This is a genomic window from Agromyces cucurbitae (assembly GCF_058349945.1).
This window is the reverse complement of the sequence record NZ_JBYRES010000002.1, coordinates 140,505-162,983: the sequence shown is the minus strand read 5'-3', so window position 1 is coordinate 162,983 and position 22,479 is coordinate 140,505. Positions and strand designations below refer to the sequence as shown.

13 protein-coding genes are annotated in these 22,479 nt (G+C 70.8%); 8 read left to right on the top strand and 5 right to left on the bottom strand.

Features of this window, described 5'->3' with window-relative positions; translation table 11 throughout:
- Positions 1 to 42 precede the first annotated feature (42 nt).
- Complete coding sequence (locus AC3RJ6_RS07645; protein WP_491426388.1) at positions 43 to 687, bottom strand: TetR/AcrR family transcriptional regulator; 645 nt, start codon at positions 685 to 687, stop codon at positions 43 to 45.
- A gap of 261 nt (positions 688 to 948) precedes the next feature.
- On the opposite strand from AC3RJ6_RS07645, the gene AC3RJ6_RS07640 reads away from it, so the two are divergent.
- The 6 genes from AC3RJ6_RS07640 to AC3RJ6_RS07615 all read left to right on the top strand — a co-directional run bounded on the left by AC3RJ6_RS07640 (position 949) and on the right by AC3RJ6_RS07615 (position 8,850).
- The gene (locus AC3RJ6_RS07640) at positions 949 to 2,607 is read left to right on the top strand and encodes an ABC transporter substrate-binding protein (RefSeq protein ID WP_491426386.1); all 1,659 of its coding nucleotides are present in this window, start codon (positions 949 to 951) and stop codon (positions 2,605 to 2,607) included.
- Between the two features lie 65 nt (positions 2,608 to 2,672).
- Positions 2,673 to 3,554 carry an ABC transporter ATP-binding protein gene (locus AC3RJ6_RS07635; RefSeq protein ID WP_491426385.1) on the top strand — a complete coding sequence of 294 codons (882 nt, stop codon included), beginning with the start codon at positions 2,673 to 2,675 and terminating at the stop codon, positions 3,552 to 3,554.
- Entirely contained in the window at positions 3,551 to 4,405 is an 855-nt protein-coding gene (locus tag AC3RJ6_RS07630) for an ABC transporter ATP-binding protein (RefSeq protein WP_491426384.1), read from the top strand. The genes AC3RJ6_RS07635 and AC3RJ6_RS07630 overlap by 4 nt, the downstream gene beginning before the upstream one ends.
- Positions 4,402 to 5,385 (top strand): ABC transporter permease, encoded by a 984-nt coding sequence (locus AC3RJ6_RS07625; protein ID WP_491426383.1) that lies wholly within the window; start codon positions 4,402 to 4,404, stop codon positions 5,383 to 5,385. Before AC3RJ6_RS07630 ends, AC3RJ6_RS07625 begins: the two co-directional genes overlap by 4 nt.
- 67 nt (positions 5,386 to 5,452) lie before the next feature.
- Positions 5,453 to 6,490 carry an ABC transporter permease gene (locus AC3RJ6_RS07620; protein WP_491427142.1) on the top strand — a complete coding sequence of 346 codons (1,038 nt, stop codon included), beginning with the start codon at positions 5,453 to 5,455 and terminating at the stop codon, positions 6,488 to 6,490.
- Between the two features lie 56 nt (positions 6,491 to 6,546).
- Entirely contained in the window at positions 6,547 to 8,850 is a 2,304-nt protein-coding gene (locus tag AC3RJ6_RS07615; protein ID WP_491426382.1) for an exo-beta-d-1,3/1,6-glucosidase, read from the top strand.
- A gap of 114 nt (positions 8,851 to 8,964) precedes the next feature.
- On the opposite strand, the gene AC3RJ6_RS07610 is transcribed toward AC3RJ6_RS07615, so the two are convergent.
- Positions 8,965 to 9,594 carry a GNAT family N-acetyltransferase gene (locus AC3RJ6_RS07610; RefSeq protein ID WP_491426381.1) on the bottom strand — a complete coding sequence of 210 codons (630 nt, stop codon included), beginning with the start codon at positions 9,592 to 9,594 and terminating at the stop codon, positions 8,965 to 8,967.
- Positions 9,595 to 9,717: 123 nt separating this feature from the next.
- On the opposite strand from AC3RJ6_RS07610, the gene AC3RJ6_RS07605 reads away from it, so the two are divergent.
- Complete coding sequence (locus AC3RJ6_RS07605) at positions 9,718 to 9,936, top strand: antitoxin (protein WP_491426380.1); 219 nt, start codon at positions 9,718 to 9,720, stop codon at positions 9,934 to 9,936.
- 235 nt (positions 9,937 to 10,171) lie between these two features.
- Positions 10,172 to 10,984: a hypothetical protein gene (locus AC3RJ6_RS07600; RefSeq protein ID WP_491426379.1), complete on the top strand. Its 813-nt coding sequence runs from the start codon at positions 10,172 to 10,174 to the stop codon at positions 10,982 to 10,984.
- A gap of 92 nt (positions 10,985 to 11,076) precedes the next feature.
- On the opposite strand, the gene AC3RJ6_RS07595 is transcribed toward AC3RJ6_RS07600, so the two are convergent.
- From AC3RJ6_RS07595 to AC3RJ6_RS07585, 3 genes are all read right to left on the bottom strand, one after another.
- On the bottom strand, positions 11,077 to 20,544 hold the full coding sequence (locus AC3RJ6_RS07595; RefSeq protein ID WP_491426378.1) for a DUF5979 domain-containing protein: 9,468 nt from the start codon (positions 20,542 to 20,544) through the stop codon (positions 11,077 to 11,079).
- A gap of 110 nt (positions 20,545 to 20,654) precedes the next feature.
- Positions 20,655 to 21,941, bottom strand: coding sequence for an adenylosuccinate synthase (locus AC3RJ6_RS07590; RefSeq protein ID WP_491426377.1), 1,287 nt, complete (start codon positions 21,939 to 21,941; stop codon positions 20,655 to 20,657).
- Position 21,942: 1 nt separating this feature from the next.
- Positions 21,943 to 22,422, bottom strand: a complete 480-nt coding sequence (locus AC3RJ6_RS07585; protein WP_491426376.1) for a DUF3151 family protein — start codon at positions 22,420 to 22,422, stop codon at positions 21,943 to 21,945.
- Between the last annotated feature and the right edge of the window lie 57 nt (positions 22,423 to 22,479).

The following is a 22,479-nucleotide window of genomic DNA, read 5'->3' as shown; positions in this document are numbered from 1 at the left end:
GATGTGGTTCCCGTGCCGGAACCCGGTTGCCGCGCTCGCGGATCAGCCGTGCGTGCGCACGAACGGCGGGCGCGGGTCGAGCACGGCGGCCACGATCGCCTCGATCGCGAACTCCGTCGCCTCGGCGAGCTCGACGGCCTCGGGCTCGTGCAGCCACTGCACCTGCAGGCCGTCCATGACCGCGATGATCGCATTCGCGGCGTGGGCCACGACATCGGCGGCCGGATCGATCCCGCGCTCGGCGCAGACGACCCCGAACGCCTCGATCACCTCGCCCCGCAGCGTGCGGTAGCGCTCGGCGAAGTACTGCTGGGCGGGGTGGGCGTCGGTCACCGACTCGCCCGAGAGCACGACGAAGGCCTGCACGATGCCCGCGCGCTGCGCGTTCGCGAAGGCCGTGCGCACGAGGTGGCGGAACAGCTCGATCCCGCCCGGGATGTGCTGCTCCTCGAGGTCGGCGACATCGGTTTGGTCGCGGTAGGTCAGCACCTCCATGAGCAGCTGGTCCTTCGACCCGAAGTGGTGCAGGATGCCGGCGTGCGTCATGCCGACCTGGTCGGCGATGTCGGCCAGGGTGCCGTTCGTGAACCCCTTGCTGCCGAACACCTCGGTCGCGGCGCGGAGGATCTCGCGGCGCTTGGCGAGCGTCTCGGGGCGGGACTTCGGGCGCTTCGCAGTCGTCGACACCGCTCCCCCTCTCGCTTGCGCCGACCGCCTTCGGTCGACCTTCCGACCGGTAAGTCTACGGGCCGCCGGGCCGCCGGCGGCGCATCCCCGACCCTCGAGCGACACGGGGTTTGCAAATTGCTTACTTGTCAGTAAGGTAATCGACGAGCACCACGAACACTGCGACAGCGACGTCCGCGAGCGCCCTCAGCGCCCGGTTCTCGCCGAGCAATCACAACCCGATCCGGCACCCGGCCGGACCGAACCCCTGAGGAGACAGCAGTGAGGCTGAAGCCCGCATTGGTCGCCGCGAGTATCGCGGCCGCGCTCGTGCTCACCGGATGCACGAGCGGAAACTCGAACGAAGGCGGCCCCGAGGCCGGTGCCGCCCTGACCATCGCCAAGCCAGACGGCCCGATCACGACCGAGGGCAACAACCCCTGGATCAGCGACTCGTCGGCGATGCGCCTCGGCTACGCGAACGCGATCTTCGAGCCCCTCGGCATCGTGAACCTCGTCGACCCGAGCGCCGACGTCGTGCCCTGGCTCGCGTCCGACATCGTGTGGTCGGACGACTACACCTCGGTGCAGCTGACCGCCCGCGAGGGCGTGACGTGGAACGACGGCGAGGAGTTCACCGCCGAGGACATCGCCTTCACGTTCGAGCTCATCAAGGGCAACCCGGCGCTCGACACCAAGGCGCTCGGCATCACCGACGTGTCGGTCGACGGCGACGTCGCGACGGTCACGTTCGCGAGCCCCATGTTCGTGAAGCAGGACAAGGTGCTGCACACGCTCATCCTCCCCGAGCACGTCTGGAAGGACGTCGCCGACCCCACCACCTTCGTCAACGAGGACCCGGTCGGCACCGGCCCCTACGTGCTCGACACGTTCGACAGCCAGGCCGTCGAGCTCACCGCTCGCGACGACTACTGGGGCGGCGAGCTCGCCGTGCCGACGCTCTACTACGTCTCGTACGCCGACAACACGGCGCTCACGACCGCGCTCGCGAACGGCGACGCCGACTGGGCGCAGGCGTTCATCCCGAACGTGCAGTCGGCCTACCTCGACAAGGACCCCGACCACAACGTCTACTGGGCGGCCGCGGGCCTCGGCACCGACTCGATGTTCGTGAACACCACGACGAAGCCCTTCGACGACGTGGCGTTCCGCCAGGCCGTCAACCTCGTCGTCGACCGCCAGAAGCACCAGGAGATCGCCCGCGAGGGCGGGGTGCCCGAGCTCACGAGCGTCACGGGCCTGCCCACCCCGGCCGGCGACGCGTACATCGCCGACGAGTTCCAGGGCGAGGAGTACTCGGTCGACGTCGACGCCGCGAAGAAGATCCTCTCCGACGCCGGCTACACGTGGGACGGCGAGACGCTCGTCGATCCCGACGGCGAGCCCGTCACCTTCACGCTGACCGTGCCGCAGGGCTGGAACGACTACGTGACCGGCATCAGCCTCATCTCCGACTCGGTCAAGGAGCTCGGCGTCGAGGCCGCCGTCGACACCCCCGACGCCGACACCTGGTGGGCGGCCAAGAGCGAGGGCGACTTCCAGGCGATCCTGCACTGGACCGACTCGGGTGCGACCCCGTACGACCTCTACAGCGACCAGATGGACGGCCGCTTCCTGAAGCCGATCGGCGAGGCCGCCGACTTCAACTTCGGCCGCTTCGACAACGCCGAGGCCACGTCCGCGCTCGACGAGTACGCGACCGCGACCGACGACGCGACCCGCGCCGCGGCGCTCGAGACCGTGCAGAAGATCTTCGTCGATCAGGTCCCGACCATCCCGGTCGGCACCCGCCCCTTCATCGGCCAGTACAACACCCGCAACTACGTGGGCTGGCCCGGCGAGGACGACCCGTACGTGCCCGCCGACCCGACGCAGCCGACCTCGGTCCTCATCCTGACCAAGCTGCAGCCGGCCGACTGATCCACCCCCAGCGGGAGCCGGGCCGGCGACGGCCCGGCTCCCGCACCACGTGAGAGACACGAGACATGAGCGACGACGCCCTCCTCACCATCAGCGACTTCAGCGTCACGTACGAGAGCGATCCCCCCGTCGACGCGGTTCGCGACGTCAGCCTCGAACTCCGGCGCGGCGAGATCCTCGGCCTCGCCGGCGAGTCGGGGTGCGGCAAGACGACCCTCGCCTACGGCGTGCAGCGGCTGCTGAAGCCGCCGGCCGTGATCACGGGCGGCGAGGTCGTCTTCCACGACGCCTCCGGCGAGGACGTCTCGATCGGCGCCCTCACCGACGACCAGATGCGCCGGTTCCGCTGGAACAAGGCCTCGATGGTCTTCCAGGGCGCGATGAACGCGCTCAACCCCGTGCTGCCGATCGGCCGCCAGCTCGCCGACGTCTTCACGACCCACCGGCCCGGCATGAGCCGGGCCGAGCGCACCCGCGAGTGCGGCGACCTGCTCGAGATCGTCGGCGTCGGCCGCGAGCGGCTGAAGTCGTTCGCCCACGAGCTCTCGGGCGGCATGCGCCAGCGCGTCATGATCGCGATGGCGCTCGCGCTGCGACCGCAGCTCATGATCATGGACGAGCCCACCACCGCGCTCGACGTGCTCGTGCAGCGCGACATCCTGCGCAAGATCTCGGAGCTGCGCCACGAGTTCGGGTTCTCGGTCGTCTTCATCACGCACGACCTGCCGCTGCTGCTCGAGATCTCCGACCGCATCGCCGTCATGCGCGAAGGCCGCATCGTCGAGCTCGACACCGCCGAGCGCCTCTACCGCGCCCCGCAGCATCCCTATACCCGCACCCTGCTGAGCTCGTTCCCCAGCCTGACCGGCGACCGCGGCGACTTCGTGCGCGCCGCGTCGAACGCGCCGCTCACCACCTCCACCGTCGCCCAGGAGCTCTCGGCATGACCGTCCTCGAATTCCGCCACGTCACGAAGCGCTACCGGGTGCGGGGCGCCGGCCAGATGCTCGCCCTCGACGACGTCGACTTCACGCTGCGCAGCGGGCAGACGCTCGCGCTCGTCGGCCAGTCGGGCAGCGGCAAGTCGACCATCGCGAAGATCATCACCCAGCTCGAACGGCAGAGCGAGGGGCAGGTGCTGCTCGACGAGCAGCCGATCCCGCGCTCGGGCCGTGCCCTGCGCCGGTACCGCGCGCAGGTGCGCATGGTCTTCCAGGACCCGTTCGCCTCGCTCAACCCGTACCACACGATCCGCCACCACCTCGAGCGGCCGCTGCGCCTCGACAAGGTCGTGCCGCGCGACGAGGTCGACGACGAGGTGCACCGCCTGCTCGAGCGGGTACGGCTCGACGCGCGCGTCGTCGACCGCCGCCCCCACGAGCTGTCGGGCGGCCAGCGGCAGCGCGTCGCGATCGCCCGCGCGCTCGCGTCGCGGCCGAGCCTCCTCGTCGCCGACGAGCCCGTGTCGATGCTCGACGTGTCGATCCGTCTCGGCGTGCTGAACCTGCTCGCCGAGCTCCAGCGGGAGTCGCAGCTCGGCGTGCTCTACATCACCCACGACCTCGCGACCGCCCGTCACTTCAGCGACGAGATCATGGTGCTCCACCACGGCCGGGTGGTCGAGCGCGGCCCGGCCGACGACGTCATCCTGCGCCCGACCCAGGAGTACACGCGCGCGCTGCGCGACGCCTCCCCCGACCCCGACCGCCATTTCGCGTCCACCGGCGCCGCGGCCGCCGCAGCGCCGACCAGCGCCGCACCCGGCGCCGCCGCAGCCGAGGAAGGAGCCCGCGCATGAGGTTCATCGTCCGACGCGCCCTGTTCTACCTGTTCACCGCCTGGGCGGCGATCACGATCAACTTCTTCCTGCCGCGCATGATGAAGGGCGACCCGGTCTCGGCCTTCCTCGCCAAGAACCAGGGCAAGATCAGCCCCGAGGCGGCCGCGGCCCTGCGCACCCTGTTCGGCCTCGACCAGCAGACGCCGCTCTGGCAGCAGTACCTCGACTACTGGCGGCTGCTGCTGTCGGGCGACCTCGGCCGTTCCTTCTCGCACGGCCTCTCCCCCGTGACCGACGTCATCGCCGTCGCCCTGCCGTGGACCATCGGCCTCGTCGGCCTCGCGACGATCATCTCGTTCGTGCTCGGCACGGGGCTCGGCGCCTTCATCGGCTGGCGACGCGGCAGCAAGGCCGACGCCGTGCTGCCCATCGCGACCTTCTTCTCGACCGTGCCCTACTTCTGGATGGGACTCATCGCGATCGCGATCTTCTCGACGACGCTCGGATGGTTCCCCGCCTCGCACGCGTACGACAAGGGCGTCACGCCCGGGTTCAACGCCGAGTTCATCGGCAGCGTGATCTACCACGGCACCCTGCCGGCGCTCACGATCGTCATCGCGTCGCTCGGCGGCTGGATCCTCGGCATGCGCAACATGATGATCACCGTCCTCGACGAGGACTACATCACGGTCGCGCAGGCGAAGGGCCTCCCCGAGCGCCAGGTCGTCACCGGCTACGCCGCGCGCAACGCGATGCTGCCGCAGCTGTCGAGCTTCGCACTCTCGCTCGGCTTCATCGTCGGCGGCACCCTCGTGATGGAGCTCGTCTTCTCGTACCCGGGCGTCGGCAAGCTGCTGCTCGACGCGACGAACGCCAAGGACTACCCGCTCATGCAGGGCCTGTTCCTGGTCATCACGCTCGCGGTGCTCGCGGCGAACATCCTCGCCGACATCGCCTACGCGATCCTCGACCCGCGCGCCCGCCAGTTGGAGGCCTGACATGACGATCCCCACGACGACCGCGCTGCGCGAGTCCGCCCCCGAGGGCTCGCGCCCGGGCCGCAACATGTGGAAGCGCATGGGCGCCTCGTTCTCGATGTTCCGCAACGGCAAGTCGCTGACGGGCCTCGCGATCCTCGCCTTCTTCACCGTGCTCGCCGTCTTCGGCGACCTCATCGCCCCCTACGGCCCGCTCGAGAAGGACTACTCGGCGCTCAAGCAGCCGCCGTCGCCCGCGCACTGGCTCGGCACCACCCACATGGGCGAGGACGTGCTGAGCCAGATCATCTACGGCACCCGCGGCGTGCTCGTCGTCGGGTTCCTGGCGGGCGTCATCGCGACCCTGATCGCGATCGTCGTCGGCGTGACCTCGGGCATGCTCGCGGGCTGGCGCAGCGAGTCGCTGTCGATGCTCACGAACGTGTTCCTCGTGATCCCCGGCCTGCCGCTCATGATCATCATCGCCTCGCAGTACGAGAACCCGAGCCTGCTGCTCATCTCGGCCGTGCTCGCGATCACCGGCTGGGCGTGGGGCGGCCGCGTGCTGAGAGCCCAGACGATGTCGTTGCGCAGCCGCGACTTCGTGCAGGCGGCGCGTGCCAACGGCGAGCCGCTCTGGCGGGTCATCGCGGTCGAGATGCTGCCGAACCTCATGGCCATCATCGCCTCGAGCTTCGTCGGTACGGTCACGGCCGCGGTGCTCGGCCTCACGACGCTCGCGTTCATCGGCGTCATCCCGATCACGAACCTCAACTGGGGCACCATCCTCTTCTGGGCGCAGCAGAACGGCGCCTTCCCCGACTACTGGTGGTGGTACGTGCCCGCGGGCCTCTGCATCGCGCTGCTCGGCACGGCCCTCGCGCTCATCAACTTCGGCATCGACGAGTACGTCAACCCGCGGCTGCGCTCGGCGGGCGAGCGCGCCCGGGCGCTTCGCAAGCAGGGCCTCAGCGCGACGAGCGCGGTCACCGCGGTGCGCGCCCCCGCCACCACCCCGACGACGGATGCCCCGGGCACGGCGCCCGACGACTCCCCCGACGGGATCGTCGGCGAGTCCGCGCGACGCTCCGGCGAGGCATCCGAGAAGGAGGCGGCGAACGCATGACCGGAACCGGCCTCCGCCCACCGCACACCCACGCACCATCGAGGAGCACGACACCCGTGACCGCCCTGCCGCTGCACGACCACGCCCCCGCCTTCCGCGATGCGGCCCTGCCGATCGTCGAGCGGGTGGCCGACCTCCTCGCCCGCATGACGGTCGAGGAGAAGGTCGGCCAGATGCTGCAGCTCGACGCCCGCGACGACCTCGACGACCTCGTGCTGGGCAAGCACGTCGGCTCGATCCTGCACGCCTCCCCCGAACGGCTCGACCGCGCCCACGACCTCGTCGCGCAGACCCGGCTCGGCATCCCGCTGCTCGTCGGCGAGGACTGCATCCACGGACACTCGTTCTGGGAGGGCGCGACGATCTTCCCGACGCAGCTCGGCATGGCCGGCACCTGGAACGCCGATCTCGTCGAGCGCGCCGCCCGCGCGACGGCCGTCGAGGTCGCGGCGACCGGCATCCACTGGACCTTCTCGCCCGTGCTGTGCATCAGCCGCGACCTGCGCTGGGGCCGCGTCGACGAGACCTTCGGCGAGGACCCGCATCTCATCGGCGAGCTCGCCTCGGCGATGGTGCGCGGCTACCAGGGCGACGGCCTCGACGACCGCCGCGCCATCCTCGCGACGGCGAAGCACTTCGCGGGCTACTCCGAGACGCAGGGCGGCCGTGACGCGAGCGAGGCCGACCTGTCGCGCCGCAAGCTCCGCTCGTGGTTCCTGCCGCCGTTCGAGCGGGTCGCCCGCGAGGGATGCCGCACGTTCATGCTCGGCTACCAGACGACGGACGGGGTGCCGATCACGCTCAACGAGTGGCTGCTGACCGACGTGCTGCGCGGCGAGTGGGGTTACACGGGCTCGCTCATCACCGACTGGGACAACGTCGGCCGCATGGTGTGGGAGCAGCAGATCCAGCCCGACTACGCGCACGCCTCGGCCGCGACGGTCAAGGCGGGCAATGACATGATCATGACGACGCCCGGGTTCTACCGCGGCGCGCTCGACGCCATCGAGCAGGGCCTGCTCGTCGAGGCCGAGCTCGACGCTGCGGTCGCCCGCGTGCTCACCCTGAAGTTCGAGCTGGGCCTCTTCGAGGACCCGCGGCATCCCGACCGCGAGCGCATCGCCACCGAGATCGCGACCGCCGACCACCGCGCGCTCAACCTCGAGCTCACCCGCCGCTCGCTCGTGCTGCTCGAGAACGACGGCGTGCTGCCGCTCGGCGGCGGCTTCGAGGCGGATGCCTCGGGGCGGGCGCTCGCCCGCCCCGAGGCATCCCGCACCGTCGCGATCGTCGGCCCGCTCGCCGACGACGCGCAGACCCAGCTCGGCGACTGGGCCGGCAGCTCGGGCCAGGCCGGCTGGCTCGACGGGCAGCCGCGCGACATGATCACGACCGTGCTCGACGGCTTCCGCCGCTTCGCGCCCGCCGACTGGACGATCACGCACGCCCGCGGCGCCGACGTGCTGACCCTCGAGCAGGATCCGGCAGGCGCGACCTTCCCCGACGGCCAGCCGCGTCCGCAGATCGTCGTGCCGTCGCCGCCCGACGAGGCCATGATCGCCGAGGCGGTGGCGCAGGCCCGTGCGGCCGACGTCGTGGTCGCGGTCGTCGGCGACGTGATCGAGCTCGTCGGCGAAGGCCGCTCGACCGCGACGCTCGAGCTCATCGGCGGGCAGGTCGCCCTGCTCGACGCGCTCGCCGAGACGGGCACCCCGTTCGTCGTGGTGCTGCTCGCGTCGAAGCCGCTCGTGCTGCCGCCCTCGGCGCACCGGGCCTCGGCGATCGTCTGGGCCGCCTCCCCCGGCATGGAGGGCGGGCGTGCGATCGCCGAGCTCGCCCTCGGCCTCATCGAGCCGAGCGGCCGCCTGCCGATCTCGTTCGCCCGGCACGTCGGCCAGCAGCCGACGTACTACAACCAGATCCGCGGGCAGCACGGCGACCGCTACGCCGACCTCACCCAGTCGCCCGCATGGGCCTTCGGCGAGGGCCGCTCGTACACGAACGTCTCGTACGGGTCGCTGCGGCTCGAGACCGATGAGCTCTCGGTCGCCGACACCGTGCGGGCGTCGGTCGAACTGCGCAACACGGGCGACCGGCCGTCGCGCGAGACGGTGCAGGTCTACGTCAGCGACACCGTCACGTCGGTGAGCTGGGCGGGCAAGGAGCTCAAGGCGTTCCGCCAGGTCGACGTCGCCGCGGGCGAGACCGTGACGGTCGACCTCGAGCTGCCCGTGGCCGCGTGCACGATCGTCGACGCCCGGGGCGACCGGGTCGTCGAGCCCGGCGCGTTCGAGCTGCTCGTCGGGTCGTCGTCGCGCGACGCGGACCTGCTTCGAGCGGCGTTCACCGTCGTCGGGTAGCCTGCAGCGCCGCGCCGCGCCTGCGTTCCCTCCGCCGAGCGTGCACTCGTCGCCCTCCGATCGGGCGGCGAGTACACGCTCGATACGTTCCGGGGCGGCGGCGGCCTGCGCGCGTCAGTCGAAGGTCGCGAGCCGGGCCTCGAGGCCGGCTCGAACCTCGGGCCATTCGTCGATGATCACCGAGTAGACCGCACTCGACCGCCACGAGCCGTCGGCCCGCCGCTTGTCGCGGCGCATGACGCCGTCGAGCTTGGCGCCGAGCTTCTCGATCGCACCGCGCGAGCGCGCGTTCGCCGAGTCGGCCTGGATCTTCACGCGCCCGAAGCCGTGCGAGAACGCGAGGTCGAGCAGCAGCAGCTTCGTCTCGGGGTTGACGGCGGTGCCCCAGACCTTCGGGTCGTACGCCGTCCAGCCGATGTGCGTCGACTCGTTGGCCGTGTCGAAGTCGGCGAGCTTCGTCGCCCCGACGATCGCCCCATCGTCCGATCCGCCCACGAGGCGCACCGTGAAGGGCCGCGCCGCATCGTCGGCGAGGTAGTAGCGCCGCGCCCACTCGATGAACGCCGCTCGCCCCTGCGGCAGCCCGGCCGGGCCGCCGCCGTACCCGCCGGCGAACACCTCGGGCCGCGCGAGCGGCTCGACGAGCCCGGGCAGGTCGGCCTCGGTGAGCGGCGTCAGCCGCACGAAGCGCCCCCGCAGTTCGGTCGGGGCGGGCACGGTCGCAGACGTGGCGGGGGCGGTCACCCGACCGAGTCTGCCGCGCCGTCGAGTCGGTCGCAATTCGGGTGCCGAGTCACTGGGTCTTCCGCGCCGACGGCGCCGCGTGCGACGATGACCGGGTCCGATCACCGAACGAAAGGCGAACCCATGGGGGCCATCGACGACGCGGCCAAGCAGGCCGGCGAGTTCTACGAGCAGAACAAAGACAAGATCGACGACGCGCTGAAGAGCGAGCAGGCCGAGGGCATCAGCGACTCGGTGCTCGACGGCGTCGCCGACTTCGCGAAGAAGGTCACGGGCGGCAAGTTCGACGAGCACATCGACGGTGCTCGCGAGGCCGCCGACGGCGCCATCGGCAACGAGTAACCGGCTCAGCCGGAACCGCCGGCCGGTACGAGTCGACGGCCACGAGGGGGATGCCGCCTGGGCCCACGCGCCAGAGGCTCCGCGCATCGCGCAGCGATGTGTGGAGTGGTGCGGGGAGGCATCCCCCTCGTCGCGTCCCGGCGCCCGGACGAATGGCGCTCCGCGGTCGCGCGGTGCGATCGGCGGGCGGATGCTGAAGGTGACCGCGCACGGCACGCGGGAATCGAGGCGTCCCATGGGCCCGATCGGCAAGCCGCTGGCGCTCGTCATCGTCGCGACGAGCGCACTGCTCACGTCGGGCTGCGTCGGGCCGCCCATGTTCCCGCAGATGCCGGTGCAGATGCCGGTGCGCCACGGTCGCTCCCTGCCGGTCGGCGACGAGCCGGTGACCCTCGACCCGGCCGACTTCACGACCGACATCGACAACCCGTACTGGCCGATGAAGCCCGGCACGCAGTGGGTGTACCGCGAGACCGACCCCGACGGCGACCTCACCGTGCGGGTGACCGTCACCTCCGAGACGAAGGCCATCGCGAACGGCGTCGAGGCGCGTGTCGTGCGCGACACGGTCAGCCGCGGCGACGAGCTCGTCGAGGACACGTTCGACTGGTACGCGCAGGACGAGGAGGGCAACATCTGGTACCTCGGCGAGCAGACCGCCGAGTTCGAGGGCGGCGAGGTCGTGTCGACCGAGGGCAGCTTCGAGGCCGGCGTCGACGGGGCGCAGCCCGGCATCGCCCTGCCCGCCCGCCCGCGGCCCGGCATGGCGTACCGGCAGGAGTACCTCGAGGACGAAGCGGAGGACGAGGGCGCGGTGCTCGGCGTCGACGAGCTCGTCGAGGTGCCGTACGGCGCCTACGACGGCGCACTGCTCACGCGCGACACGACGCCGCTCGAACCCGACGTCGAGGAGCTGAAGTTCTACGCCCGCGGCGTCGGCCCCGTGCTGACCGTGGCCGTCTCCGGCGGCGCGGGCCGCGAGGAGCTGCTCGACGTGCGCCAGGTGCCAGAGGGCACGGGCACCGGCCCGCTCGGCTCGCCCGACTGACGAGCAGCGCCGAAGACGACGAGGGGCGGATGCCTCGGCATCCGCCCCTCGCTCTGTCTCAGTCGACCCGGCCCGTCAGGCCGACCACCGGCTCATGCGCGCCGGCGGCGACGCCGGACGACCACGAACGCGATCGCCGCGAGCCCCCCGCCGACGAGCAGCAGCGCGAGCGTCAGCCGGACGTCGAGCCCGTCGACGCCGGTCGACGGCAGCGGCGCGTCGAACTCGTTGTCGACCGTGATCGTGACGACCTCGTCGGCACCGACGACCGCGGGGCTCGCCTCGGTCGCGCTCACCGTCACGGCGACGGCCCCACCCGAGTCGGTCTCCTCGGCCCAGCACTCGGCCCCGACGGGCAGGTCGTCGAAGGCCTTCGTCTCACCTGCCGTGATCGCGACGGTCTCGTCGAGGGCGACGAAGTCGGGGTTGCCGTCGCCACGGTCGAGCACGCACATGAGGGCGACCTCGAACGTCTTGCCGGAGGCTGCGTCGACCGCGCCCGACACCGTCTTCTCGAGCTCGAGCGAGCCCGCGTCGAAGGTGTTGGTCGCCGTGATCGTCAGTCGCTGCGCCGTGCCCTGCTCGACGACGATCGTCGCGTCGTCGTACGAGTCGAAGTCGACGCTCGAGGCGGTCGCGCCGCCCGCGTCGGTCTCGACGCCGAAGCAGTGCGTGCCGAGCGGCAGCTGCACGGCGACGCCTTCGGCGTCGACGATCTCGACCGTCTCACCGGCGGCGAGCTCGACCGGCGCGTCGTAGAGCGTCACGAGCTCGCCGGCGATCTCGACCTGGCAGGTCACCTGCACGGTGAACACCGCGTCGGTCACCCACGCGGCGTCGGCGGCGTCGCCGTCGACCTCCTTCGTGAGCTCGACCGTGCCGAGCGAGAACTCGTTGACGAAGCCGGCGGTGACGACGGTCTCGACGCCCTCCTCGGCCTGGTCGGCGATCGTGACGGTGACCGGTGCGGCCGGCTCGTCGGCGTGGCCCGGGTCGGTCTCGGTCACGACGCACTCGGCGCCGACGGGGATGCCGGTGATGGTGTCGCTCGTGAACGGCCCCTCACCGCCGTCGCTCTCGACGACGAGCTCCTGGTCGACGACCGTCTGGTCCTCGTAGGTGCAGACGACCTCGAAGGTGTACTCGCCCTCCGAGAACGCCGGAGCGCCGGGGCCCGCGACGTGCTTGAGCACGTTCAGCGCGCCCGTGCGGAAGTCGTTCACGATGTCGACCTCGATCGGCCCCTGCTCGTCCGCGTCGTCGCCGACGATGAACGTCTCGGGCGTCACGGTCGACTCGGTCGCCCCGCCGTCGTCGACCTCGGTCACCCGGCACTCGGCGCCGGTCACGAGGTTCTCGACGAGCCAGACGTCGCCCGGCGCGTCCTTCGTGAGGGTGTGCGTGTCGTCGTAGACGACGTCGGGCACCGCTTGCGGGTGCGTGCAGATCAACCGCACGTCGAAGTCGCCGAACGTGCCGCCCCACGCGTCGGCGCCCGTGCCGGTGACCGTCTTCACGACCTCGACCGAGCCCACCGGGTAGCTGTTGGTGACGGCGACGACCGTCACGACCTGGTCGTCGACGTCGGGCCGCAGGGTGAAGTCGGCGCTCGTCGCCGGCCCGAGGTCGTCGTCGGTGCCGTTCTGCGTCACCACGATCGACGTGTCGGCGCCTCGCGACTCCGTCTCCTCGACGGTGCACTCCGCACCGGCGGGCAGACCCGTGAAGCTCCGCTCGCCGCCCGTGCGGAGCAGGAACTCCTCGTCGAGCACGGTCTCGCCGTCGAACGTGCAGACGGCCGAGAAGCGGAACACGAGGTCGGTCGAGATGGGGTCGCCGTTCTGGTCGACCGCCGCCGTCGACACCGTCTTCGTGACCGTGAACCCGGCATCGGGGAAGACGTTCGTCACGGTGACGGTGATGGGCGTCTCGCCGCCGTCGACGACCACGGGGGCGTCGGCCGTGGCGCTGATCACGATCTCCCAGGCCCCCTGGCCGTCGGGCTCCTCGGCGTAGCAGTCGGAGCCGATCGGGATGTCGGTGAGCGTCGCCTGCTCGCCGCCCTGCAGCTCGACGGGCTCCTGGTCGTACGACACGATCGGGTCGTTGCCGTCGCCGCGGTCGAGCGTGCACGTCACGAGGATCTCGAAGGTCTTGCCTTCGGCGTACGACGCGGCGTCACCGTCGAGCGCCTTCTCGATCACGAGGTCGGCGAGGTCGAAGGTGTTCGTCGCCGTGAGCTCGAGCGCCTGCGCCTCGTCGCCGTCGTCAGCGACCACGATGACCGCGTCGTCGAACGAGTCGTGGTCGACGCTCGAGTCGGTCGCGCCCGCGTCGTCAGTCTCCTCGCCCCAGCAGTGCGTGCCGATCGGCAGCAGCAGCGGGTCGCCCGTCGCCGGATCGGTGACGGTGACGGTCTGGCCGCCGGTCACCTGCACGTCGCCGTCGAACAGCGGGTCGCCGCCCTCGGTGAGCGAGCAGGTCACGTGCACCGTGTACGTCGCGGCGGTGATCTGGTCCTGGTAGTCGGGGTCGGTGGATGCCTCGCCGTCGACGACCTTCGTCACCGAGATGGTGCCCGCCGAAAAGTGGTTGTCGATCGGGGCGGTCGCCACCTGCGCGATCCCGTCGGCTTCGTCGGGGATCGTCACGTCGACCGGGTCGGGCAGCGCGTCGGCGCCGCCGTCGTCGGTCTCGGTGACGGTGCAGACGCTGCCGACGGGCAGGCCGGTGACGGGGTCGCTCGTGAGCGGACCGGCGGTGCCGTCACCCGTGACGGTGAGGGTGCCCTCGCCGACCGTCGCACCCTCGTACACGCAGACGTACTCGAACTCGAAGTCGACGCCGTCGGTGAATCCGGTGCCCGGGCCCGACACGGTCTTCGAGATCTCGAAGCCGCCGATGCGGTAGTCGTTCGTCACGGCGACCTGCACCGGGTCGCCCTCGGTGCCGGCCTGACCGACCACGACGGGCTGCGCAGGGGTGACGGTCACCTCGGTCGCGCCGCCGTCGTCGGGCTCGGTCACGGTGCACTCGGCGCCGGTCGGCAGCTGGTCGACCGTCCACACGTTGCCGGGCGCGGTCGCCGTGATGGTGTGGGTGTCGTCGTAGACGGGGTTGGTGGTCGCCTCGTCCCACGTGCAGACGAGCCGCACCTCGAAGTCGTCGGCGGCCCACGTCTCGGCACCGTCGCCCGTGACCGACTTCGTCACCGAGATCGAGCCGACCGTGTAGGTGTTCGTGACGGCCAGCACCGTCGCGTGCATGCCGTCGCCGTCGCCGTCGGGCAGGATCGTGAAGTCGACGCTCGCGCCGTCGACGTCCTGCGTCTCCTCGCCCGTCTCGGTGACGACGATCGACGTGCTCGTCGAACCGCCCGCGTCGGTCTCGGTCACGGTGCACTCGGAACCGACCGGCACCCCGTCGACCGTCTTCGTGTCGCCGTCATGGAGCGTGAAAGTCTGGTCATCGGTCGCGAGCACCTCCTCGCCGAGGAAGGTGCAGGTGGCCGTGAACTCGAATGCCGGGTCGAACTCGATCGGGTTCCCGTCCTGGTCGATGGCGCCCGGATCGTTCACGACGTCCTTCGTGACCGAGAAGCCGCCCAGTTCGTAGGCGTTCGTGACCGTCACACGCTCGCGAGCGAGCTCGTCGGGCGCCCCGTGGTGCACGTCGGTGCGGCCCGAGAGGTCGCGCCGTGCCGTCACCTCGCCCGAACGGTCGTCGGCCCCTGCCGGGTCGTACGACACCTCGGCGCCCTGCGAGGACGTCTCCTGCACGGTGCAGTCGGCGTACAGCGGCAGATTGGTGCCACTGCCGTACGGCGTCGGCGTGCCGTCGGCCGGCACCGTCACCGTGTCACCGGCCGCGCCGCCCGGAACGACGAGCGTCACCACCTCGCCACCCGAGGTGCACTGCACGCCGAAGTCGTACGACGTCGGCAGCGGCAGCCCCTCGGGCCACGGGTCGGGGTCGGTCTCGATCTGTTTGACGAGCTCGATCTCACCCGTCGGCACCGCGACGCCCGAACGCACCGGCTCGACGGGCCCCTGGTAGATCTGGTTGCCCTGGTAGTCGGCCCGCGAGCCTGCGGCGACGGCGTTCCACGCGATCGGCAGGTCGGTCGCGTACGCGTCGGGCAACTGGTACGGCGTCTGCGTGTCGAAGCGGATCTCGCCGCTCCCGCCGGGCAGCAGACCCGTGCCCTCGGGCCAGGCGACGGAGACCTTCAGTGCCTTCGCAGTCGCGAGTTCGGCGGCGGGTGTGGCATTCGTGAACGCGACCCAGTTGCGCGCAGTGACGTCGGCGAAGCACGGGTCGCTGCTCGGGATCGGCTGGTTGCGGGCGGTCCACTCGATGTCGGCCGCGTTGCACGCGGTCGACGGCACGTCCGTCGAGTAATAGACCGTGACGGCGGCGCCGCCCTGGCTCGCGGTGACCTGGACGTTGCCGAGGAACGTCGGCGACCACTGCGAGCCGCGGTTCGTGGCCACCGTCACGCCCTGGTCGCCGATCGCGGGGAGCACGTCGATGCCCGCGATGGTCGAGGCGGGAACGTTGCCGAGATTCGAGAACGTGGCACGCCACGTCTCGATGCCGCCGGGGCGGGTGATCGGCACGCACGCGTTGCGGTAGTAGCCGTCAGCCGCGTTCGGCTCGGCGCAGTTGGCTGCGGACGGCGGGTTCGAGGTGTTCAGCACGCCGAGGTCGTCGTAGTTGACGTCGCCCGAGCTCGCACCCGGCACTCCGGCCGCGGAGCCCTTGACCGACTTCACGAGGCTGATCGGCGCAGCCGCCGTCGGGGTGACCGTCGTGTACGCGGTGCAGTCCTCGACATCGGTGACCTGGTCCTGCGGCTGCGCGAGCTCCGTGTAGTCGCAGGTGTCGAACGTGCGGTCGCTCGTCGCACTGATGGTGTTCGAGACGGGCGTGCCCGGCGGCAATCCCTGGCGGAACTGCAGCGCGGCCGTGATCGTCAGCACGTCGCCGGGGTTGAACACGAACCCGTCGGGCACCGTGATCGTCACGACCCCGGTCGTCTCGTCGAGCGTGCCCGAGAATCCCGCCGTCGGCAGCGTGGTGCCGTCGGCAGCCTTCAGCGTGAAGGCGAACACCGGGTTCGCACCGGGCACGGGTACGAGGTACGAGCCGTTCGCGTCGGCCCCCACCGAGTCGGTGAGCACGAGACCCGTGATCGGCCACTCGCCGGTGTTCGTGACGGTCATCACGTACGGGATGCGCGAGGCCGGCGGGAACTGCTGCGCGTTCGCGCCGTCGCTGCCGTTGCCGGGGTTCTTCGTGACCTCGATGCCGTTCGAGAGGTGCAACAGCTGCGTCGTGTCGGCGGCGTCGTCGTGCGCCGTCCACGTCGTGTCGCCGTTCGCCCACGAGCCGACGCCGTCGACGTCGACCGCGTCGCTCGTCGTGCCGGCCGCCGTCTCACCAGGGGCGATCGGCACCTCGAGTCCGGGCTGCGTCGACGGCACGGGCACGTCGTCCTCGCCGTTCGGGCCGTACCGCAGGTCGGTCAGCTGCGTCGCCTCGAACGCCACGGCGGCGATCGGGTTGATCGGGTTCTCCCAGTTGGAGGCGTCGTCGTCGACCCGCACGTCGTAGCGGAGGCCGAGCACGTCGGCGGCGGCCACGCCGCCGGGCAGCAACGGGGCGACGTTGCCGCCCGAGTCGGCCTGCTGCCAGTCGCCGACGACCCAGCAGTCGGTGAGGTCGGCCGACCCGTTGCACGTGTAGGTGAGGTCGGTGCCGTCGTAGGCGAAGTCGACGCCGACGAGCGCCGAGACCCTGAGCTGGCGAACCGGTGTCGGGAGGACGACGTCCGACAGGGCGCCGAGCTCGAACTGGTTCCAGAACGTCGGCGTCTCGTCGGTGATCGTGAGCACGGTCGTGCGCACGTTGCCCGTGGGCTGGCCGGTGAGGGTCACGCTGTAGTTCGCCGGGTCCTCGTTCTCGACGCGATCGCTCGGCGAGTGCGCGCCGCCCGTGTAGACGATGTCCTTCGTCGCGACGACGCCGTAGCTCGCGTCGGCGAAGTTGACCCTCGCGTCGTCGGTGTCGGTCGCGGTGTCGAGGTCGAGGTCGCCGCCGGGCCGCACGACTTCGGAGCCCGCGGTGTTCGTCGCGCCGAGGTCGGTCGTCGTCACGGGGTCGCCCGAGGTGCGCTCGGTCTTGCGCAGCTGGTAGGTCAGCACGAGGGTGCCCTGCGCCTTCGTGACGATCGCGACGTCGTCGGCGTCCGTGTGCAGCACCGAGATGCCGGTGACGTCGGCGAGGTCGGCCGGGGTGAGCGCGAGCGCCTCGTCGATCGAGATCGGCGCGTCGACGCCGCCCTCGCGGGTGAGCGTGACGGTCGACTCCGTCGCGAAGTCGGGCACCGTGATCTGGTCGATGCTGTGGAGGTTCAGGTACTCGAACGCGGTCGGCGCGGCCTGGCTCGCGTCGGGGTCGGTGATCTCGAGCGACTGCACCGAGGCCTCGGTCTCGTTGCGCGCCGTGATGGTCGCGGTGACGAGCGGGTAGTCGGCGTCGGGCGTCGTGTCGGGCGGGATCGGCAGCTCGGCCTGGTCGAACGTCTTCTCGACCGTCGTGTTCACGACCGAGTCGGTGATGACGATGTCGTCGTCGTCGACCTGGCTCGTCGGTGCCGGGCCTTCGCCCACGAGGCCCGCGGTGTCGAGCACGGTGCCGTTGAGCCCCGTGTTGTACGTCTCGGAGTGCAGCGTGCCGGTCACTGGGCCGCCGTCGCTGCGTTTGAAGTCGCGCAACTCGAAGACGAGGTCGAGGTTCCGCTCGTGTCCGTACGACGCGGCGACGCCCGAACCGGGTGTCGGGCCGGTGCCGCCGCCCCGGTGCGAGCCCTCCTCGTACGTGAGTCGCACGGCGCGCGTCGACGCCTGCTCGGCGCCTGACAACTGGTAACCGGGGAAGGCGCCGTCGCAGTCGGCGGCGCTCGGACAGGCCGCGGCGGTCACGTCGTCCCACTGGCCGGTGTCGCCGTTGAAGAGCTCGAGCTTCGCGATCTTGTCGTACCCGATCATCGGATCGAGCGTCGAGTCGATCGGCGCGATCGCCACGAGGTCGAACGCGTCGAAGCTCGAGTTCGCGATCGTCTGGTCGGAGTAGTCGGGCCCCGCGGTCGGGTCGTCGGTGATCGCGATCGAATCGAACGGGACGCCCTCGGTCGACCACGAGATGCGAGCCGTGCGCTGGTCGCCGCTGAACGCGAACAACGGGTCGTTCTCGTCGGTGAGCCAGTTCTTCTCCATCAGGTCGGGGTAGCCCGGCCCGCCGCCGCCGTCGATCGGGTTGAGGTCGATCGAGTCGCTGTCGGTCGCGGTGTTGTCGTCGGGGGTGTTGTCGTCGGGGTTCACGACCTCGCTCGTCGCGGTGTTCGGCACCGTCAGCGGGTCGGCGTCGGCCGCGGCATCCGCCACCGAACCCGACGTGCCGTCGCGGAACTGGTCGCGCGTCGCGACCGTGATCTGCGGAGCGACCTCGAAGCCGGGCGGGAACTGCTGGCCCGCCTTCGGCGTGTAGACGAACTGGAGGCCGGAGATGTCGTCGCGCGTGACGGGCGCCGTGTCGGCGTCGACCGCGAGCACGAGCGTGCCCTCGCCGTTCAGCTGCCCGCCGGGCAGCGGCAGCCACTGGGTGCCGTCCCAGTACTCGACCTGCAGGTCGGCGTTCGCGGGCACGCCGGCCACGATCTGGGTGAGGTCGAACGCGTTCCAGAACGGGTCGACCGCGGGCGCGACCGGCGGGTCGGCGGGCTCGCTCACGATGAGCTCGTCGGCGCCGATCGTCGAGGCGTTGGGTCCCTCGTCGTTGACGTCGGCGAGGAACGTGACGTCGGTGAGCGAACCCGGCACGGCCCAGAGCTCGTCGCGCACGATGTTCTTGTCGATCGTCGTCGACACGCGCCCGGGCTGCCGGGTGAGGTCGGCCGGGTCGTTGTCGGTACCGGTCTTGCCGGTCGAGTCGGTCACGGTCGACGTCGTGTCGTTCGTGCTCGTGACGTCTGCGTCGTCGACGGGCTGCGCGATGACCGTGAACGGCAGCGTCGCCGTCGCGTTCTGGATGATCGGGCCGCTGAAGGTCACCGTGAAACCGACGACCTCGCTCGCGTCCTGCGCCGTGGGGTCGGGCAGGGTGTTCGGCGTGGTCGTCGAGAGCGTCTCGGTGGTGCCGTCGGCGTAGGTGTAGGTGATCTCCGCCGCGGTCGCGTTCGGCGGCCAGACGACGCCGCCCGCGAACCCGTCGAAGGTGAGGCCCTGGTCGGCGAGATCGGCGGTGCCGGGGGTCGGCTCCTGGATCACCATCTCGGTGACGGGGCGGAAGCCGTTGGTCGAGGTGATCGTCGCGGTGGTCGACTGGCCGGCGAGCAGCGTCGGGTCGGCGAAGCTCTTCTCGACATCGACGAACGGGCCGGTGTTGATGACGACGACCGAGCCGTCGGCCGTCTTCGGCGTGCTCGGGGTGTCATCGACGACGATGTTCGACGATGCCGTGTTGGGCACGGTCACCGACTCGTCCGGATCGAGCGCGAGCACGGCGTCGTTGGTCTCGGCGCCGATGCCGATGGTCGCCGGTGAGTCGCCCGACGGCGGCAGCTGGCTGCCGTCGGAGGCGGTGAAGGTGAAGCGCAGGCCCTTGACCTGGTCGAACGGCACGCCCTCGGGGATTCCCGCTGGGTCGGCGGGGATCGGTCCGGGGCCGTAGGCGACGGTCCACGTGCCGTCGCCGTCGCCGTCCGACCACTCGATCATGACCTGGTCGGCGCCGGCCGGCGGTGTGATGGAGGTGATGCCCGTGTAGTCGAGATACGTCTCGTACGGGCTCGCGACGCCGGCCGCCGGATCTTGCACGACGATCGCGTCGACCGAGCGGTTCGAGGCGTTGCCGCCGCCGATCGTGTAGTCGACGGGCTGGTCGGGCAGTGCCGGGATGCCGGGGGCGGTGTCGGGCTGGTGGTCGTCGACCGTCTTCGTGACGGTCGAGTCGAGGATCTCGGGCACCTCGATCGTGATGGTCGCGGAGGCGGTCTTGGACTCGGCGTCGCCGCTCGTGGCGGTCACCGTGTTGACGATGTCGGTGTCGTTGTAGTCGGCGCTGATGTCGGCGGGCACCTGCACGAAGACCGTGATGGTCGCCTTCTGGCCGGTCGGGATGCCGGTACCGTCGGCGCCGATCGTCGTGAAGTCGACCGTGAAGTCGCTGCCGTCGACGGTGACACTGCTCTCGCCCGCACCGCTCACGACGACCGGCGGGTTCACGGCCGGGTCGAAGACGAGCGGCGCGGGGATCGAGTCGGTCAGCTGCGCGCTGTCGCACGTGTCGACGAGGGTGCTGTTGCAGGTCACCTCGATCGTGTAGCTGAACTTCTCGCCCGGGTCGTACGGCGAGGTGTTCGGGTTGACCGACTTGGTGAGCAGGAAGACCGCATCGCCCGGATCGGCGAACGCCGGCGCGACCGCCGGTGCCGAGAGGCCCACCGCCATCAGGACGGCGGCGAATCCTGCGAGCGTACGACGGACGATCGACGACATCTACTTCCCCCTTGCCGGCGGCTGCGGGAAGCCGCCTCGACCGCGTGGTAGCGCACGCAGCCGATTTCGACACTATCGGGGGGACGGTGCTCGGGGGAACCCCGCGACGCTCAGTCGAGCAGGTCGTGCAGGGTGACGATCTCGTCGCGGCCGGGGCCCACGCCGATGGCCGAGATGCGCGACCCGCTCATCGCCTCGAGCTCGCGCACATAGGCCTTCGCGTTCGCCGGCAGGTCGTCGAACTCGCGGGCGCCCGAGATGTCCTCGGTCCAGCCGGGGAACTCCTCGTAGATCGGCTTCGCGTGGTGGAAGTCGCTCTGCGAGACGGGCACCTCGTCGAAGCGCTCGCCGTCGACGTCGTACGCGACGCACACGGGGATCTTCTCGATGCCCGTGAGCACGTCGAGCTTCGTGAGCACGAAGTCGGTGACCCCGTTGATGCGCGACGCGTAGCGGGCGATGGGCGCGTCGTACCAGCCGGTGCGGCGCTTGCGGCCCGTCGTCGTGCCGAACTCGTGGCCCTGCTCGGTGAGGAAGTCGCCCCACTCGTCGAACAGCTCGGTCGGGAAGGGGCCGGCGCCGACGCGCGTCGTGTACGCCTTGATGACGGCGATGACCCGGTCGATGCGGTTCGGCGCGATGCCCGACCCGGTCACGGCGCCGCCGGAGGTCGCGTTCGACGACGTCACGAACGGGTAGGTGCCGTGGTCGACGTCGAGCATGGTGGCCTGGCCGCCCTCGAAGAGCACGGTCTCGCCGGCCTCGAGCGCCTGGTGCAGCAGCAGCGAGGTGTCGGTGACCATGGGGCGCAGCCGGTCGGTGTAGCCGAGCAGCTCGTCGACGATCTCGTCGACGCCGATCGCACGGCGGTTGTAGACCTTCACGAGCAGGTGGTTCTTCTGGTCGAGGGCGCCCTCGACCTTCTGCCGCAGGATGTTCTCGTCGAACAGGTCCTGCATGCGAATGCCGACGCGGTTGATCTTGTCGGCGTAGCTCGGTCCGATGCCGCGGCCGGTCGTGCCGATCTGCCGCTTGCCGAGGAACCGCTCGGTGACCTTGTCGAGCACCCGGTGGTACTGGGTGATGAGGTGCGCGTTGGCCGAGATGCGCAGCTTCGAGACATCCACCCCGCGGGCCGACAGGCCCTCGAGTTCTTCGAAGAGCACCTCGACGTCGACCACCACGCCGTTGCCGATCACGGGTGTGACGCCCGGCGTCAGGATGCCCGACGGCAGCAGGTGCAGCGCGTATTTCTCCTCGCCGACGACCACGGTGTGACCCGCGTTGTTGCCGCCGTTGAACTTGACGACGTAGTCGAGGCGCGAGCCGAGCAGGTCGGTCGCCTTGCCCTTGCCCTCGTCGCCCCACTGTGCACCGATGAGTACGGCTGCGGGCATGTCAGTGCTCTCCTTCTGCCGGCGCGTCGGCCGGAACGATCGTGATGAGCTGGGTCGGCGTGAACTCGCTCGCGATGCGGGCGGGCGCCTCGGCGTCGGCGCTGCGCAGCTCGTCGGCGAGGGCTTCGGCGCGCTCGGCGAGACCGAGCGCCTCGGCGGCGCGGCGCTGCGTGTCGAGGGCGCGCAGGTACGCGCGATTCGGCTCATCGGCCCACGGCACGGCGGTGCCGGGCTGCCAGCCGGCGGTCGCGAGCTGCGCGCGGGCGAGCTCGGCGGATGCCGCGGCGAAGGCGTAGGCCTCGAGGGGGCGCCCCTCGGAGTCGGCGAGGTCGGCGAGCTCGGCCCATGCGAGGGGCGATGCCGGATGCTCCGAGACGACGGCCGCGACGGAGGCGCGATCGGCCTCGGCGAGCGCCTGACGGACCTCGGGTTCGTCGGCGAGCGCCGCGTCAGGCCCGGGTGCTGATTCTTCGGGAGTCACACTCCACCTTATCGCGGGGCCTTTTCACGGCATCGGCGGCCGAGTAGCGGAGCGTAT